The sequence below is a fragment of the Pseudomonas sp. PME37.24/006 genome, from assembly GCF_055556635.1.
Genome location: NZ_JBVHNL010000005.1, coordinates 204,353 through 220,111 on the forward strand (window position 1 = coordinate 204,353; position 15,759 = coordinate 220,111).

The window sequence follows — 15,759 nt, forward strand, 5'->3', positions numbered from 1 at the left end:
GTGCCGCCCGTTCGAGGCTTACTGCAGTTTGGCGTTGCAGCTGCTCGAGGCCGTGACCAGGCGCTGCTGCAGCGCGGCATCCGGCGGAACCTGCTTGCTCATCTCGGCCATTTCGGCCTCGCTGAACTCTTCGCTGACCTTGGTCGCGGCGCAATCGCAGAACGCAGTGAGTTGTTCCTGAGAGTGGCCGGACTGAGCGCCTTTCACGCATTCCTGCACGAAGGTCGACTTGGCTTCAGGGGACCAGGGTTCGGCTGCCACGGCCGGTAGGGCGAAGGCGAGCGGTGCGAAAAGTGCGATCAGATGACGGTAGCTCATGGTGGGCTCCTGTAGCGTGGAATCGGTGAGTCTTTGATTACGACTCTCTGCTTTGTGAGCCCACAGACCGCCGTGAGTTCAGAATGATTGCCCTCGAAGAGCCCTGAACAATATGTCGCGCCAGCGAGTTCTAAGCCTGGCCAAGGCGGGCTAAAGTAGCGGCATACGCCCGCTTGGGGCGCAGCAGACAAGGATTTTCCAATGCCCGACAATTCCCAGCAATTCGCCAGCGACAACTACTCGGGCATCTGCCCCGAGGCCTGGGAAGCCATGGCAGAAGCCAATCAGGGCCATCAGCGCGCCTATGGCGACGACGAATGGACGGCCCGCGCCGCCGATCACTTCCGCAGCCTGTTCGAAACCGACTGCGACGTGTTCTTCGCCTTCAACGGCACCGCCGCCAACTCCCTGGCCCTCTCAGCGCTGTGCCAGAGCTACCACAGCGTGATCTGCTCGGAGACCGCCCACGTCGAGACCGACGAATGCGGCGCGCCGGAATTCTTCTCCAACGGCTCCAAGCTGCTCACCGCCCATACCGAACAGGGCAAGCTGACGCCCGCGTCGATCCGCGAGATAGCCCTAAAACGCAAGGACATCCACTACCCCAAACCGCGGGTGGTCACCCTGACCCAGGCCACCGAAGTCGGTACCGTTTACAGCCCCGCAGAAATCCAGGCGATCAGCCAGACCTGCGAGGAACTCGGCCTGCACCTGCACATGGACGGCGCGCGCTTCTCCAATGCTTGCGCCTTCCTCGGCTGCAGCCCGGCGGAGCTGACCTGGAAAGCCGGTGTCGACGTGCTCTGCTTCGGCGGCACCAAGAACGGCATGGCGGTCGGCGAGGCGATCCTGTTCTTCAACCGCGAGCTGGCCGAAGACTTCGACTACCGCTGCAAGCAGGCCGGGCAGCTGGCCTCGAAGATGCGTTACCTGTCAGCACCCTGGGTCGGCATCCTGCAGAACGATGCCTGGCTGCGTTATGCCAAGCACGCCAACCACTGTGCACAACTGCTCGCCAGTCTGGTGGAAGACGTGCCCGGTGTCAGCCTGATGTTCCCGGTGCAAGCCAACGGCGTGTTCCTGCAGATGTCCGAACCGGCCCTCGCCGCCCTGACCGCTCGCGGCTGGCGCTTCTACACCTTCATCGGCGCCGGTGGCGCACGCTTCATGTGTTCCTGGGACACCGAAGAAGCCCGCGTCCGTCAACTGGCCGCGGATATCCGCGAAGTGATGGCGGCCTGACGGGTTGGCCTAACCTGTGGGAGCGTCGCCCCCCGCGCGATGCAATAGCGGCCATCCTGGAACATCCGGTGTATGCCCATCCATCGCCGCGAGGACGCGACACCTAAAAAGCGTGCCGTAAGTAGGGCGTATTAGGCGCAGGCGTAATCCGCCGATTACATCATCAAGCATGCGCTCCGTACGCCCTCTCAATGCGGCGGCTTGTGGATAAACGCCACGGTTTCATCCAGCGTTGGCGCCAACCAGCGCAGTGGCCAGGTCAAAGAAGCAACCAGAGTGCGATGACTGGGCCGGCTGTAGTAGCGCTCCTGGACAGGTACGGCGGCCTCGCGCAAGCGTTTGGCCAGGCCAGCGCTGTTGCGTTGCGGGTCGACCAATTCATCGTCGTTAGCGGCCATCAGCAAGGCGGGCGGTGCACCGGCATGCACCTGGTTGATGGGCTGCGAATCCGCCGGGGACTGAGGGTGAAAGAACACCGGTTTTACCTCTGGGTTCTCGATGGGCAGAAAGTCATAGGGCCCGGCCAGGCCAATCCAGCCTTTGATCGCGCTCTCAGGCACGCCCACCTGCCCACGCCAACGCGGATCCAGCGCCAGCATCGCCGCGTTGTACGCCCCGGAGCTGTGGCCCATCAGGAATAAGCGTTGCGGATCGCCGCCATAACGCTGTACCTCCTGCAACGTCCAGGCCAGGGCGGCGGCGTTATCGAGCAGAAACTCCGGATAGCGCACCTGTGGATAAAGCCGGTAATCGGCAATCACCGTGACGATGCCACGCGCCGCCAAGGCCTCGCCGACAAAGGCATAGTCACCACGCGCGCCTGAGTTCCAGCTCCCGCCATAAAAGAACAGCACCACTGGAGCAGGCTCTTGCAGGTTGGCAGGCCGGTAGATATCCAGTAACTGCCGCGGCCCGCTGCCATAGGCCACACCCTTGACCTTGCTAGCACCACCCGGCGCCAGGGCGTTGAGAATGTCCACTGACGAACAAGCGGCCAGGCCTAATAGCGGCACGATCAAGGCCAGGTAACGAAAGGGCTTTGCTAGAGTCATTCAGCTCTCCATGTGGGCAGATCGCCCATCAGCCAATACGACTGCCGGCGATTGCAGCAAGTGCCCATTTTTCAACAACTGGGGATAACCGATGAGACTATCCCCAGCTAGCGGGGATGAGTATGTGGATAAGCTGTCGGCAAAGGCCTACAGGGCAGACATCCCGGTACCTGACGGCTTTCGTACAAAAAATGTTCTATATCAATATGTTGGCCCATCACTTACACACATTCGCAGTGCAGCACTTGCTGCACAAGCTGTGCATATGTATCCACAGGCCTTATAAATCGCAGCCCGCAGCGATCTGTATGTTTTTCAACCAACGACTTGATAGGCCATTTAATCCACAACGGGCGATAGGCGCCACTCCAGCGCTGTGGATAGACGTCCCCAGAATCCGTGGATGATGACGTGGGTAACCTGTATATAAACGGCTGTAGCCGTTATCTGGTGAGGGATCTAGCGATTTGAGCGAAAAACGTTCTAATTCATGATCTTGCAGAGTTATCTACACACATAAGCTGTGCGCTTAGTTGTGCATAAGGTGTTCAGACAGCCATACAGGCCAGTGATTACGTAGCCTCAAGCAAATAGATCGTTTTTTGATCAACAGCAATCCAAGCATACCAAGCGCCTTGGCAACGCTCCGCAATCGATATCGGGTTGGCTAACGGTGAATAACCCAGCCGCCGCCTTTCCCCAAAGTCCGTGGATCAAGCTGTGAATAACCTGTCACCACCGAGCCACAGCCCCTTATTTATAAGGCCTAGCGGAAAACGATCAAAAAACCACCAACTCTACTGAGCTGGCTTATCGCCGATCACAGCTGCTCAAGCGTAACTTATTCTTTTTTGCACACAATTACTGTGTGTCTAGCTGTGGATAAGCTGTTTGATGCTGCCTACCGTTCACTGATTGCAAGCCCTGCAGGGTACTGCTGGTTTTTCAACCAAACGCACGAGGATCAGTAATCGATGCTCACGTCGTTACGCGGCACGCTGCAGCAGGACAGGATGTATCCCTCGGCCACGTCTTCGTCGGTAATGCCGCCGTTGTGCTCCATATCCACATCACCGGCCGTCTTCAGTACCTTGCAGGTTCCGCAAATCCCCATCCCGCATGCCTTGGGGATATGCAGCCCGAGCTTCGCCGCCGCCGCGTGCACGGTCTCGCCCGGGCCGACCTGAATGCTCTTGCCGGTGCTGGTGAATGCCACCTGATTGAGATCGGCAGCCGGCACGTCCGGCGCATCGGCGGCCTGCTCGGCCAGTTCCTTGACCTCCTCGCGCACGTCCGCCGGTACCGGGCCGAATGCCTCCTCGTGGTAGCGGGTCATGTCGAAGCCCTTGGCTTCGAGCAGCCGCTTGACCGCCGCCATGTAGGGCGTAGGCCCGCAGCAGAAGATCTCGCGCTGCAGATAGTCCGGCGCCATCAGTTGCAACATGGGCTCGTTGAGATAACCGCGATAGCCCGACCAGGCCTCGCCCAGACCATGCTTCTCGCAGATCACGTGCAGATTGAAGTTGTTGATCCGCGCAGCCATATGTTCCAGCTCGCGGTGGTAGATGATGTCCTTGGGCGAACGCGCGCTGTGCACGAAGACCATATCGACGTTGGCGTTGGTGTCGTAGAACCAGCGCGCCATCGACATCACTGGGGTGATGCCCACCCCACCACTGAGAAACAGCACCTTGTCGGCCGGGAAATCGATGGCATTGAACAGCCCGACCGGACCATGCACCGCCAGCTCCTGGCCTTCGGACAGGTTGTCGTGCAGCCAGTTGGACACCTTGCCGCCAGGCACCCGCTTGATGGTGATGGAGAAGCTGTAAGGCACCGAGGGCGCACTGGAAATGGTGTAGGAGCGCATCACCGGCCGGCCTTCGATCTCCAGCTCCAGGGTGACGAACTGACCCGGCTTGAAGAAGAACAGCACCGGCTGGTCAGCCATGAAGCAGAAGGTGCGCACATCCCATGTTTCCTGGATGACCTTGACGCAACGCACCACGTGGCGGCCATTGCTCCAGGTCTGGGTAGTGACGGGATAGAGGAATTCGTTCGACATGGTCGTTTCTCTCGCGCACGCAGGCCGCTCACCGGCCCTGTCTTTGCCGCGATTGTGCGCAACGCACCTGTCGTTCATTTACCTGCCAGCGACATCGGCATGCTAACGCCGACCTGCCCCGTAGACACTGGCCTACCGAGTCGGGAAATGATTCGGCCATGTCGCCCATGGATAAGGTTCAGGTTGCGCCCGGCTCCACACTCGCCCCCAGCCGAACAGGATAAGAGCGCCAGCCGCAACCCCTCTGAAAAGCGCCAATCGGCAGGCGGTCAGGGGTGCGATGCGCCACCTTGCGTACCACCGCAACAGCCACTTTCACGGCCAGCGCCGCGCGCTCGCCACGAGGAGTTCTCCGATGACCGTCACCTCTACACTGAGCCTTGGCGACCCGCTGGAACCGGCCCGCGCCGCAGCCGCCGACATGCTGCAGAAGCGCGAACGCACCTTTTCCCTGCCGCAGCCGTTCTACAACGACGAGCGCGTGTTCCAGCTCGACATGCAGGAGATCTTCCACAAGGAATGGCTGATCGCCGGCATGACCTGCGAGATCCCCACCAAGGGCAATTACCTGACCCTGCAGATCGGCAACAACCCGGTTCTCGTCATCCGCGGCGCCGATGGCGTCGTGCACGCCTTTCACAACGTGTGCCGGCATCGCGGCTCGCGCCTGTGCACCAGTGACAAGGGCAAGGTGGCCAAACTGGTCTGCCCCTACCATCAGTGGACGTACGAGTTGGACGGCCGCTTGCTGTTCGCCGGTACCGAAATGGGTGCCGACTTCGACATGAAGCAATTCGGCCTCAAGCCGGTGAACTGCAAGACCGCTGGCGGCTACATCTTCATTTCCCTGGCCGAGAACCCACCGGCCATCGACGAATTCCTCGCCACCCTGGCTCATTACATGGAGCCATACGACATGGAAAACACCAAGGTGGCGGTGCAGACCAACCTGTACGAGAAGGCCAACTGGAAACTGGTGCTGGAGAACAACCGCGAGTGCTACCACTGCAACGGCTCGCACCCGGAGCTGCTCAACACCCTGCTGGAATGGGACGACACCAACGACCCGCGCGCCAGCCAGTCCTTCAAGGATCACGTCGCCGAATCCGCGGCCAAATGGGAAGCCGAGAAGATCCCTTACCTGCATGCCGGCTTCGGCCTGCGTAACCGTATCGTGCGCATGCCGCTGCTCAAAGGCACCGTGTCCATGACCATGGACGGCAAGCAGGGCAGCAAAAAGCTGATGGGCCGCATCCAGAACCCGGATCTGGGCTCGATGCGCATCCTCCACCTGCCGCACTCGTGGAACCATTGCATGGGCGATCACATCATCGTCTTTACTGTGTGGCCGATCAGCGCCCAGGAAACCATGGTCACCACCAAATGGCTGGTGCACAAAGATGCCGTCGAAGGCGTTGACTACGACGTTGCCCGCCTACGTGAAGTCTGGGACGCCACCAACGACCAGGATCGTCGTCTGGCCGAAGAGAACCAGCGCGGCATCAACTCCACTGCTTATCAGCCCGGGCCCTACTCGAAAACCTACGAGTTCGGCGTGGTCAACTTCATCGACTGGTACAGCGGCCGCATGCTCAACAACCTCGGCGCCGCTCCGGCGCCCTACCTGCGTGACGTCAAGGCGCAGTAAAAACAGGGGCTGCAAAAAGGCGATAGCGGCCGGTGAACAGAGCTTTTGTGGGAGAAGCTTTAGCCTCGATTTTGCCTAGCTAGGCGTAAAGAGCTCGCGGCTAAAGCCCCTCCTACAAAAAGAAAGCTCTGCATCCACCGGTCGCTTCCGCCTTTAACCTAACCATGCCCCCGCGGGGCCTCTCCCTGCCCGTTCGGTTCGTGAACGGATGTTTCACAGCATTTCACGCCAGTAAGCGAAACAATCGAGGCAGTCCCGGCTAAAGGCGCATACGCGGTTTTCTCTGCGAAGCGGCCTGGCCACGCGCTTCCACTTCGCGAGGAAACCACCGTGAGCGTGAAACCACTGAGCAAAGGCCCCAACGATCAGGCTGGCGGCGACGGTCTGCGTTTCGACAGCATCATGCGTCTGAGCCTGAAGGCCGAAGGCAACCCCAAGCCCAAGGAAGACCGCACCGCCACCGACAATGAGACATGGCCGCCAGTGGACAAAACCCAGGTCGAAGCGGCGAAGGACGGCAAGATCCGTTACGAGGTCAATGGTCAGGGCGTAGTGGTGGAGCGCTCGGTCAACCCCGAGTTGTACAAGTTTCTGGTCAACCTACACGCCCTTAACCAGTCCCCCGAGCAGAAGGCTCAGGTAGTCGCGGCAATGGGCGACGAACACATCATCGCCGACCGCAATACCGAGGTGCAGGACTGGGGCGACTACACCCAGTTCAAGTGGCAGGGCAATTTGGAAGACGCCGAGGTGATCACCTACATCACCGCCGACGGCGAAACCGTCAGCGTCTCCAAGGCGCTGACCCCCGAGCTATTCGCGTCGGTGCAGCAGATCGGCCTGTCTCGCTACACCCTTGAGCAGCGCGTGGCCGATGGCCGTGAGGTGGCGGGTGCCGACACCTACGTGGCCGAGCATGATATTGCCCTGTGGGGCGGGCCAGACGAATTCGGCAATGGAGTCATCCAGTTCGAGACCAAGGACGGCAAGAAGTACGTCGTATCCCAGCACGAAAACAAGGAGATGTACGACCGGGTTGCGGGGATGTGGAGCGACCACGTCAAAGGCGGCGACTCGATCCAGGCGCTGCGTGACAAATACGACCTACCCAATCTCGATACCCTGGATCTGCTCGGTCAGAGCAGCGGCGAGAAGGCCAACAAGGACGACAAGGAAGAGATGACGGTGGTCGAGTTGGCCACCAAGAACCTGCTCGACAAGTACAAGAAGCTCATCGACGACGGCACGGTCGGCAAAGACAGCGACATCTACAAGCTGGTCAAGGCCATCGAGGCCAAGGCGTCGATGGAAAGCGGTCACCGCATCACGCCCTACATCGAAGACCCGCGCGGCGGAAATACCACCTGGCGCCAGTTCGATACCGATGGCGAAACCCTGAGTACCGAGGACATGCAGGACATCCTCAACGGCGACTCGGTGGATAAGCTGCTCAGCGACATGTTCACCAGCGGCGACGGCGAGAAGGACAAGATCGGCAAGGAGTTCCAGGCCGAACTGGACAGCGCCATCGAGAAAGTCAGCGGTGAAGACAAGACCAAACTGGCAGACGAAATTTACGAAACCCTGACCAGCCTGGACTTCGTCAAATACCTGGCCGACATGAAGAAACAGGGCCTGAACAGCGAGGGCCAAGCGGAAGTCGCCCGCCTGGCGTCGAGCCTGGAACTGCTCGACCCGGAGCGCGCCCGCAAGGCTGAGTCCGAGCTCAAGCAGAACGGCATTCTGGTCGAAATCGATACCCTGGTAGGCGACCCTGGCGCAATTCCCGACGAATACAAGGAAATGGCCTACAAGGACCTGGGCGGCCTGATCAAGACCATTCTCAAGTCCGCCGATATCCCGCGCCGCGTACAAGACAGCATCGAGAAGTTTTACAACGAGCTGCTCAATGACAAGACCAAGATGGCCGACTTCGTCGAGCTCAGTAACCAGCTCAACAACGGCACCATTACCCAGGCTGATTTCGATCAGCAGCTACAAACCAAATACATTCCGGCGGAAGTCAGCAAGGATGATTTCACCAGGGCTATCGGCACGCTGAACCAGTACGGTGTACTCGGCACTCTCTCCGCATTCGGCTCCCTGGGCGGGGCGATTTACATGCTTTCGGCCAAGAACGGCCAGCTGTCCGACGAACCGCTGGAACGCCTGGCCATCGCCAAGGACTTCATCACCTTTCTCAGTGGTGGGGCGCAGTTCGAGAAGACCAAGATCTTCGACTTGTTCACCAAGACCAACACTGCCGAATTGCTGGGACTGAGCAAAACCCTTCCGGAAATCTGGGGCAAAGAAAACGGCACCATCGGTAAAAAGATCGAAGGTTTCCTACGCGAGCGCGGCATCTCCGGTATTCCCGATGCGGCAGAAAACCGCGCCAACAGCCTTATCGAGCTGGGCTCGCTGAACGGTGGCGGCGGCGGTAACGCCGTTGACCAAGTCAGGCTTTCCGCCGAAGCCTCGGGCATTGGCTCCCTCGATGATGCTGGCAGCCGGCAACTGCTCGATAGCATCGTTACCCGCGCCGGTGGAACGCCACCGGCAGACTACTCGCGCTACAACAGCCTCAACGAAATTGCTCAGGAGCAGAACCTCAACATCACCGAGGAGACCATCAACGACAGTATCAACGAACAGCGCACCGCGAGCGGGCTGGGCAATGTTCCGGATGATGCCTCGATCAGCGAATTTGCCGATCACCTGGAAAACGCTGCCAGTCGCTCGGTTAGCTCCTCGATCTCATCCGGCAGCACGACCTACTACGATGCCGTTTCGTCGATTTACGAAGATGCCGTGGAGTATTTTGAAGAGCGCAACATCACGCCACCGAGTCGTGAGTCATTCGACCGGGTATTCGATGAACGTCAGCAGCAGTCAGGCCGCAGTACGCCAGCGAGCAACGACCCATTCGACGGTTTCTCCGGCAATTTCGAGTTGGATCGCGAGTCCATCAACGAGATGTTCGAACAGGAAAATCGCACACCGCCTGCCGCCGATATCGTTGATGACGCTATCGAGCAGGTCAACGACTCGATCCGCAACGCACCCACGACGCCGAACATCGTCGATAGCGCGACTATTCGCGACGCTCTGACCCCGACCGGCGCGGTGGACGTGCCGTCCATAAAGCCTGGCTTGGCGGCGAAGATTGGCGGCACCCTGACCAAAGTACTGGGCGTGGCCCCGGACATCCTCAGCGTGGCGGACATCGTGATGGGCGGCTACGCCATCAAGGATGCCATCGCCAACAACAGCGACATGGGCAAGGCGGCCGGTGCGTTGCAGATCATTAGCGGCGTAGCGGGTACAACGGCTGGCGTAATCGGCACCGTCGGCCTGTTCGCCAGCATCGGCGCGCTGGCAGGCGCAACCGGCCCGCTGTTCCTGATCACCGCGGGCCTTGGGCTGATTGCCGGCATCATTGGCATTTTCGTCGACCACGAGAAAAAACAGAAAGCCACCGACAAGGAAGGCCAGTGGTTCAAGGATCTCGCCGAACTCGGCATGACCCAGGAAGACTGGGGCGACAAGCTCGAATACGCGCGCTACAGCTTTTACGAATACGACGGTCGCGACGCCCCCGCCGGACAGAGCATCTACGACTACCAGAAGGATGAATGGGAGAATTTCAAGGACACGCCGCAAGAAGGCGGCTCGTCCATCAATCGTCTGGATGACGACCTGCACCTGGCCAAGTTCGACAAGGACTTCTATCAGGACAATCGCGAGGTCATGCACACCATCCGCGAGCGCTGGGATGACTGGAACGGCAAAGATGCCATCGTCAGCAAGAAGGATCTGGAAAAGATCGCCAACGGCGACGGCAGCGACGAAGAGAAGGCGGCTGCACAGTTCCTGCTCGACAACGGTGAGTTTTGGACGCAACTCGATACCCAGTGGGGTAAAGGCGGCCATGATAATAAGGTGAGCACCAACGACCTCAATACCTGGCTGAAAATGGTCGGCGCCCACGAAGAGCAGTACGACCGCGCCTTCTTCGACGAGAATCAGGGCGTCATCGATACCATCCGTGATCGCTGGGACGACTGGAACGGCAAGGACGCCATCGTCAGCAAGAAGGATCTGGAGAAGATCGCCAACGGCGATGGCAGCGACGCCGAGAAAGAGGCGGCGCGCTTCCTGCTCGACAACCAGGGCTTCTTCGACCAGCTCGACAACCTGGCCAAGAACGACAGACGCGACGGCAAGATCAGCACCGGCGATCTGGAAACCTGGTTGAAAGCCATTGGCGTGGAAAAAACCGACAAGAGCGAGCTGACCTACAACCCTAATGACAACATGCCGGCCTGGCGGGTGATGCGCGGCTGATTGGCCAGAACGGTTCGATTGGCAATCGACTCCTGCAGGGCGCCGTTTGCGGGCGATCAAGGTCACCCGCACTCGCGCTTTTGTCTCTCTGGTGGGCTAAAGCCCACCCTACAGCGCGCGGTTTGGCTTCGATTCGCTTCAGCACACCAATCGATCCGCCCTCGGATGCTCGCCGGCAAGCCGGCTCCTACATGGGTAAATCCCAGCAGGCTCGGCAGGAGCCGGCTTGCGGGCGATCGAGGGTGCAAGCGCCCTGCAGAGGCCTGTCTTGCAGCGCTATCTAACCGGCAACCCAATCACCCGGCCGACACAGGCGGAGCGCGGCATCCCCTGCTGCGACTCGGCCAGTTCGGCGATGCGCCCGGCGACCTGCTCATCGAAGGGCGCCGAGCGGCCGCTGGCGGTGTCGATGTTCATCAGCATCTGCTCGCTTTCGGCCACGGTTTGCCCGTCAGCGCAGCGCTCGACCAGGTGATGGATGTGCAGGCGCTTGCGATCATGGTTGAGCAGTCGGCTGCGCACCTGAACCTCCACGCCTAGCTTCACCTCGGCGAGAAAATTGAGGTGGCACTCCAGCGTGTAGAGCGTATGCCCGGTGCGCGCCCTGCCCGCCTCGTCGAGGCCGACGAGATCCATCAGCCCGTCGGTGGCGAAACTGCAGATCAGCAGGTAATAGGCATCGCGCAGGTGGCCGTTGTAGTCGACCCAATCGGCCTGCACCGCAGTTCGGTAGGTAACGGACAGCATGTTCATTCCTCGAAGGCGAAACCATGGCGCGCCTTGGTCTGGCGCACGGCATCGAGCACCGCCAGCAGGCAGTCGTCGCGGTAGCGCTCTAGCTCGGCGATACTGCGCTGCCCCTGCTGCTCGCCCGTGCCGGCGACCACATCGTCGATCAGCGCCTCGGTCAGCTCCGGCGCCTGCAGGTAGGTCCAGGGCAGCTTCAGCGCCGGCCCGAACTGGGCCATGAAGTGGCGCATGCCAGCGTCGCCGCCCGCCAGGGTGTAGGTCATGAAGGTGCCCATGAACGACCAGCGCAGCCCGGCACCGAAGCGGATCGCATCGTCGATCTCACCCGTGGTGGCCACACCGTCGTTGACCAGATGCAGCGCCTCGCGCCACAGCGCCTCGAGTAGGCGGTCGGCGATAAAACCCGGTACTTCCTTGCGCACGTGCAGTGGGCGCATGCCCAGTGCGCTGTAAATGCCAATGGCTGCCTGAACGGCCTCAGGCGCAGTGCGCTCGCCACCGACCACCTCCACCAGCGGTAGCAGGTACACCGGGTTGAACGGATGGCCGACCACGCAGCGCTCCGGGTGATGCGCCCCAGCATAGAACTCGCTGGGCAGCAGGCCGGAGGTGCTGGAGCCGATGATCACATCGGGGCGCGCCGCGGCGCTGATGCTGGCGTGCAGGTCGAGCTTGAGCTCGAGCCGCTCTGGCGCGCTCTCCTGGATGAAGTCGGCACCGGCCACACAAGCATCGAGGTCATCGAAAAAGCGCAGTCGATCCATCGCTGCTCCTGGCGCCAGCCCCTGCTTCTGCAGGGCCGGCCAGGCATTGGCGATGCGTGTGCGCAGCGCCGCTTCGGCGCCCGGCGCCGGATCCCAGGCATGCACATCGAGGCCATGGGCCAGGGCACGGGCGACCCAGCCCGCACCGATCACGCCGGTGCCGAGGGCGGCGAAGATTTTGATATCGGTAATGAAGGACATTTCCAAGCTCCAGGCTAAAGGCTCAGCGTTTTTTCAGGTTCATCTTTTCGCGCCCTTCGGCCGGGCTCAGCACCCGCCCGCCAAGACGCTCGATGATCTCGGCCGCACGCTCGACCAACGAGCCGTTGCTGGCTGGCACGCCCTTGTCCAGCCAGATGTTGTCTTCCAGGCCGACGCGCACGTTACCGCCCAGCAGCATGGCCTGGGCGAGCATGGGCATCTGCATGCGGCCGATGCCGAAGCCGGCCCAGGTCAGGCCCGGTGGCAGGTTGTCGACCATGGCCTTCATGGTCGTGGTGTCCGCCGGTGCGCCCCAGGGAATCCCCAGGCAAAGCTGGATCAGCGGGTCGTCCAGCAAGCCTTCCTTGATCATTTGCTTGGCGAACCACAGATGACCGGTGTCGAAGATTTCCAGCTCGGCCTTCACCCCCAGCTCGGTGATGCGCTTGGCGCCAGCGCGCAGTTGCGCCGGGGTGGAGACGTAGATGAAGTCACCGTCGCCGAAATTCAGGGTGCCGCAATCCAGGGTGCAGATCTCCGGCAGCAGCTCCTCGATATGGGCCAGGCGGGTCAGCGGGCCGACCAGATCGGTGCCGGCGCCGAACTCCAGCGGCTGTTCGCCCCGGCCGATCTCCAGGTCGCCCCCCATGCCGGCAGTGAGATTGATGATCACGTCGGTGTCGCTATCGCGGATGCGCTCGACCAGCTCGCGGTACAACGCCACATCGCGGCTCGGCCTACCGGTCTGCGGGTCGCGCACGTGGCAGTGGGCGACGGTGGCACCGGCCTTGGCGGCCTCGATGGCCGCAGCGGCGATCTGCTTCGGGGTGACCGGAATGGCCGGATGGCGGCCAACGGTATCGCCGGCGCCGGTGACCGCGCAGGTGATGATGACTTCATTATTCATGTTCGATCTCCTCTTCTTCGGGGCGAACGCCGTCACCGCGCAAGCACGGTAACGACACGGGATGGGATTAGCGGGTGGCGTTCAGGGCTTCGGCGGCAGGCTTGCCGTCACGGGTGGTGACGCCTTCCAGCCAGCCGGCGACGGCCTCGGGGTTGGCGGCAATCCACTCACGCGCCACTTTGTCTGGCGCCTGGCGATCCATGATCGGCTGCATCAGCTCGGCCTCCTGCGCGCTGGTGAAGCGCAGGCTGGTCAGCAGGCGATTGGCGTTGGGGCAGCGCTGGGCGTAGTCCGGCGAGGTCACGGTGGAAACGGTGGCGGCGCCATCGTTGGGGCCGAACACACCTTCGGTACCGCTCAGGTAGGTGATCGGCATCTGCAGGTTCATCGGGTGTGGCTTCCAGCCGAAGAACACCACCGGCTTCTCGCTGCGCACCGCGCGGCCCACGGCGGCGAGCATGCCGGCCTCACTGGATTCCACCAGTTTGAATTCACCGAGACCGAAGCGGTTCTGGTCGATCATCTTCTGGATCGCCATATTGGCGCCGGAGCCTGCCTCGATACCGTAGATCTTGCCGTCCAGCTGGCTCTTGAAGCGCGGGATATCGGCCAGGGTCTTGAGGCCCTGCTCGGCGGCGTAACTGGGCACGGCGAGCACCGCCACGGCGTCGTTCAACGAGGGCTGCTCGGCCACCTTCACCGCACCGGAGTCGAGGAAAGGTTTGATGTTGTCGTCCATGATCGGCTTCCAGTAGCCGAGAAAGGCATCGACCTGGCCCTTCTGGATACCGGCGAAAATGATCTGCTGCGACGCCTGGGTCTGGGTCGTTTCATAACCGAGCCCCTGCAGCAGTTCGCTGGCTACGGCGGTGGTGGCGACGACGTCCGTCCAGCCGACGGCGCCAAGGCGAACGGTCTTGCAACTCTCCTCGTCGGCGGCCAGCAAGGGCGTACTCAACAAGGTAAGCGTGCAGCACGCTGCGAATGCGGTAAGCGCTTTCATTGATAGGCTCCTCTCAACGGTTTGATCTGGTTTTTAGTACCGTGACCGGAAAAGCGTGATTCCGATGCGTGCACCTTACGCAGATACCCGGCAAGCGATTCGCACTATATCGACACAAATCCAGACCATACCGACTTGATCGGAGAGCGCTCCTGCCGTTAGATGCGGATTCCACATGCGGGGGCTCCGCCATGTCGCACCACTTCTGTTTCTTCCTGCTGCCCGGCTTTTCGATGATGGGGCTGATGTCCGCCATCGAGCCGTTGCGGGTCGCCAATCGCTTTCACGCGCCGCACTACAGCTGGCGCCTGCTGAGCGACGATGGCCAGGCCGTACCGGCCAGCAACGGCATGTCGCTCAACGTCGACGGCGCCCTGGATGAGGAGTTGGCGGACACCAGCCTGTTCGTGGTGGCCGGCTTCGATCCGCTGGCAGGTTTCAACCCGCAGCTGGCGAGCCGCTTGCGCCGCGCCGACCGGGAGTGCCGGGTGCTGGGCGGCATCGACACCGGCAGCTTCGTGCTGGCCGAGGCCGGGCTGCTGGAAACACGGCAGCGCTTCACCCTGCACTGGGAGGCGCTGGATGCCTTTCGCGAACGTTATCCACAACTGCAACCGACCCAGGAGCTGTTCGAAATCGACGGCCGGCGCATCACCAGTGCCGGCGGCACCAGCAGCCTCGACCTGATGCTCGGGCTGATCGGCCGCGACCATGGCGAGTCGCTGTCGATTCAGGTATCCGAGCAGTTCGTGCTCGGCCGTATCCGCACGCGGCTGGATCACCAGCGCATGCAGGTCAGCAGCCGCTATGGCATTCACGACAAGAAGCTGGCGCTGGTGATCGCCGAGATGGAGCGCTGCACCGAAGAGCCTCGTTCCCCCGGACAACTGGCCGACACGGTGAGCATCACCACCCGGCAACTGGAGCGGCTGTTCCGTCAGCACCTGGACACCACGCCCATCACCTTCTACCTCGGCCTGCGGCTCGACAAGGCACGTCAGCTGTTGCGCCAGAGCGACCTCAGCGTGCTGGAAGTGGCGCTGGCCTGCGGCTTCGAATCGGCATCCTACTTCGCCCGCCGCTACCGCACCCGCTTCGCCGTCAGCCCACGGCAGGATCGACACGAAACAGCCCCACCCACTCTACGACCGTGAAAAGGCGCAAGCATCCTACAGGCTGCAAAGTGGCGGAAGCGGACGGTGAGCAGAGCTTTTGTGGGAGAGGCCGGGCGGCGATCCGCTTTAGCCTCGATTTTGCCTAGCTAGGCGTAAAGAGCTCGCGGCTAAAGCCACTCCTACAAAAAGAAAGCTCTGCATCCACCGGCTGCTTCCGCCTTGTAGCTGCATGCCGGTCATCCCCTGCTCTGGAACAGGCCTGCCCAAAGAGGCTTATCCATTCACGACCTCGCCTTGACGCTTTCGGCAATCCCCCAGTCGTTTTTGCACCCGGTCGATCGGGCGCC

General features: G+C 61.3%; 11 protein-coding genes. 4 read left to right on the top strand and 7 right to left on the bottom strand.

All coding sequences use genetic code 11. The features are described 5' to 3' along the window. Window positions 1-18: 18 nt before the first annotated feature. Window positions 19-318 carry a hypothetical protein gene (locus tag ACZ3GY_RS21920; RefSeq protein WP_463563233.1) on the bottom strand — a complete coding sequence of 100 codons (300 nt, stop codon included), beginning with the start codon at window positions 316-318 and terminating at the stop codon, window positions 19-21. A 201-nt stretch (window positions 319-519) separates the two neighbouring features. On the opposite strand from ACZ3GY_RS21920, the gene ACZ3GY_RS21925 reads away from it, so the two are divergent. Beyond that, window positions 520-1,560 carry a threonine aldolase family protein gene (locus ACZ3GY_RS21925; protein WP_465911966.1) on the top strand — a complete coding sequence of 347 codons (1,041 nt, stop codon included), beginning with the start codon at window positions 520-522 and terminating at the stop codon, window positions 1,558-1,560. Window positions 1,561-1,748: 188 nt separating this feature from the next. On the opposite strand, the gene ACZ3GY_RS21930 is transcribed toward ACZ3GY_RS21925, so the two are convergent. After that, window positions 1,749-2,612 carry an alpha/beta hydrolase gene (locus ACZ3GY_RS21930; RefSeq protein ID WP_465911967.1) on the bottom strand — a complete coding sequence of 288 codons (864 nt, stop codon included), beginning with the start codon at window positions 2,610-2,612 and terminating at the stop codon, window positions 1,749-1,751. A gap of 964 nt (window positions 2,613-3,576) precedes the next feature. After that, window positions 3,577-4,677, bottom strand: a complete 1,101-nt coding sequence (gbcB, locus tag ACZ3GY_RS21935; RefSeq protein WP_465911968.1) for a glycine betaine monooxygenase reductase subunit — start codon at window positions 4,675-4,677, stop codon at window positions 3,577-3,579. A gap of 355 nt (window positions 4,678-5,032) precedes the next feature. Here gbcB and gbca point away from each other — a divergent pair, with 355 nt between their 5' ends. Together gbca and ACZ3GY_RS21945 are read left to right on the top strand one after the other, a co-directional pair. Continuing rightward, window positions 5,033-6,325 (top strand): glycine betaine monooxygenase oxygenase subunit, encoded by a 1,293-nt coding sequence (gene gbca / locus ACZ3GY_RS21940; RefSeq protein ID WP_465911969.1) that lies wholly within the window; start codon window positions 5,033-5,035, stop codon window positions 6,323-6,325. A 330-nt stretch (window positions 6,326-6,655) separates the two neighbouring features. Beyond that, window positions 6,656-10,672: a hypothetical protein gene (locus ACZ3GY_RS21945; RefSeq protein WP_465911970.1), complete on the top strand. Its 4,017-nt coding sequence runs from the start codon at window positions 6,656-6,658 to the stop codon at window positions 10,670-10,672. Between the two features lie 276 nt (window positions 10,673-10,948). On the opposite strand, the gene ACZ3GY_RS21950 is transcribed toward ACZ3GY_RS21945, so the two are convergent. The 4 genes from ACZ3GY_RS21950 to choX form a co-directional block, all read right to left on the bottom strand. Further along, window positions 10,949-11,419, bottom strand: a complete 471-nt coding sequence (locus tag ACZ3GY_RS21950) for a thioesterase family protein (RefSeq protein WP_465911971.1) — start codon at window positions 11,417-11,419, stop codon at window positions 10,949-10,951. Window positions 11,420-11,421: 2 nt separating this feature from the next. Then, window positions 11,422-12,387 carry an L-carnitine dehydrogenase gene (locus ACZ3GY_RS21955; protein WP_465911972.1) on the bottom strand — a complete coding sequence of 322 codons (966 nt, stop codon included), beginning with the start codon at window positions 12,385-12,387 and terminating at the stop codon, window positions 11,422-11,424. A gap of 22 nt (window positions 12,388-12,409) precedes the next feature. Continuing rightward, window positions 12,410-13,294, bottom strand: a complete 885-nt coding sequence (cdhC, locus tag ACZ3GY_RS21960; RefSeq protein ID WP_465911973.1) for a 3-dehydrocarnitine:acetyl-CoA trimethylamine transferase CdhC — start codon at window positions 13,292-13,294, stop codon at window positions 12,410-12,412. Between the two features lie 67 nt (window positions 13,295-13,361). Continuing rightward, window positions 13,362-14,297 (bottom strand): choline ABC transporter substrate-binding protein, encoded by a 936-nt coding sequence (gene choX, locus ACZ3GY_RS21965; protein ID WP_225836236.1) that lies wholly within the window; start codon window positions 14,295-14,297, stop codon window positions 13,362-13,364. 191 nt (window positions 14,298-14,488) lie between these two features. Here choX and ACZ3GY_RS21970 point away from each other — a divergent pair, with 191 nt between their 5' ends. Next, a complete protein-coding gene (locus ACZ3GY_RS21970; protein WP_465911974.1) occupies window positions 14,489-15,451 on the top strand; it encodes a GlxA family transcriptional regulator in 963 nt (320 codons plus the stop codon). The last annotated feature ends 308 nt before the right edge of the window (window positions 15,452-15,759 follow it).

Excerpts from the sequence above, each read along its gene's own strand:
- ACZ3GY_RS21920 (WP_463563233.1), bottom strand. The coding sequence starts at position 318 with ATGAGCTACCGTCATCTGATCGCACTTTTCGCACCGCTCGCCTTCGCC.
- ACZ3GY_RS21925 (WP_465911966.1), top strand. The coding sequence starts at position 520 with ATGCCCGACAATTCCCAGCAATTCGCCAGCGACAACTACTCGGGCATC.
- cdhC (WP_465911973.1), bottom strand. The coding sequence starts at position 13,294 with ATGAATAATGAAGTCATCATCACCTGCGCGGTCACCGGCGCCGGCGAT.
- gbcB (WP_465911968.1), bottom strand. The coding sequence starts at position 4,677 with ATGTCGAACGAATTCCTCTATCCCGTCACTACCCAGACCTGGAGCAAT.
- choX (WP_225836236.1), bottom strand. The coding sequence starts at position 14,297 with ATGAAAGCGCTTACCGCATTCGCAGCGTGCTGCACGCTTACCTTGTTG.
- ACZ3GY_RS21930 (WP_465911967.1), bottom strand. The coding sequence starts at position 2,612 with ATGACTCTAGCAAAGCCCTTTCGTTACCTGGCCTTGATCGTGCCGCTA.
- ACZ3GY_RS21950 (WP_465911971.1), bottom strand. The coding sequence starts at position 11,419 with ATGCTGTCCGTTACCTACCGAACTGCGGTGCAGGCCGATTGGGTCGAC.
- ACZ3GY_RS21970 (WP_465911974.1), top strand. The coding sequence starts at position 14,489 with ATGTCGCACCACTTCTGTTTCTTCCTGCTGCCCGGCTTTTCGATGATG.
- ACZ3GY_RS21955 (WP_465911972.1), bottom strand. The coding sequence starts at position 12,387 with ATGTCCTTCATTACCGATATCAAAATCTTCGCCGCCCTCGGCACCGGC.
- gbca (WP_465911969.1), top strand. The coding sequence starts at position 5,033 with ATGACCGTCACCTCTACACTGAGCCTTGGCGACCCGCTGGAACCGGCC.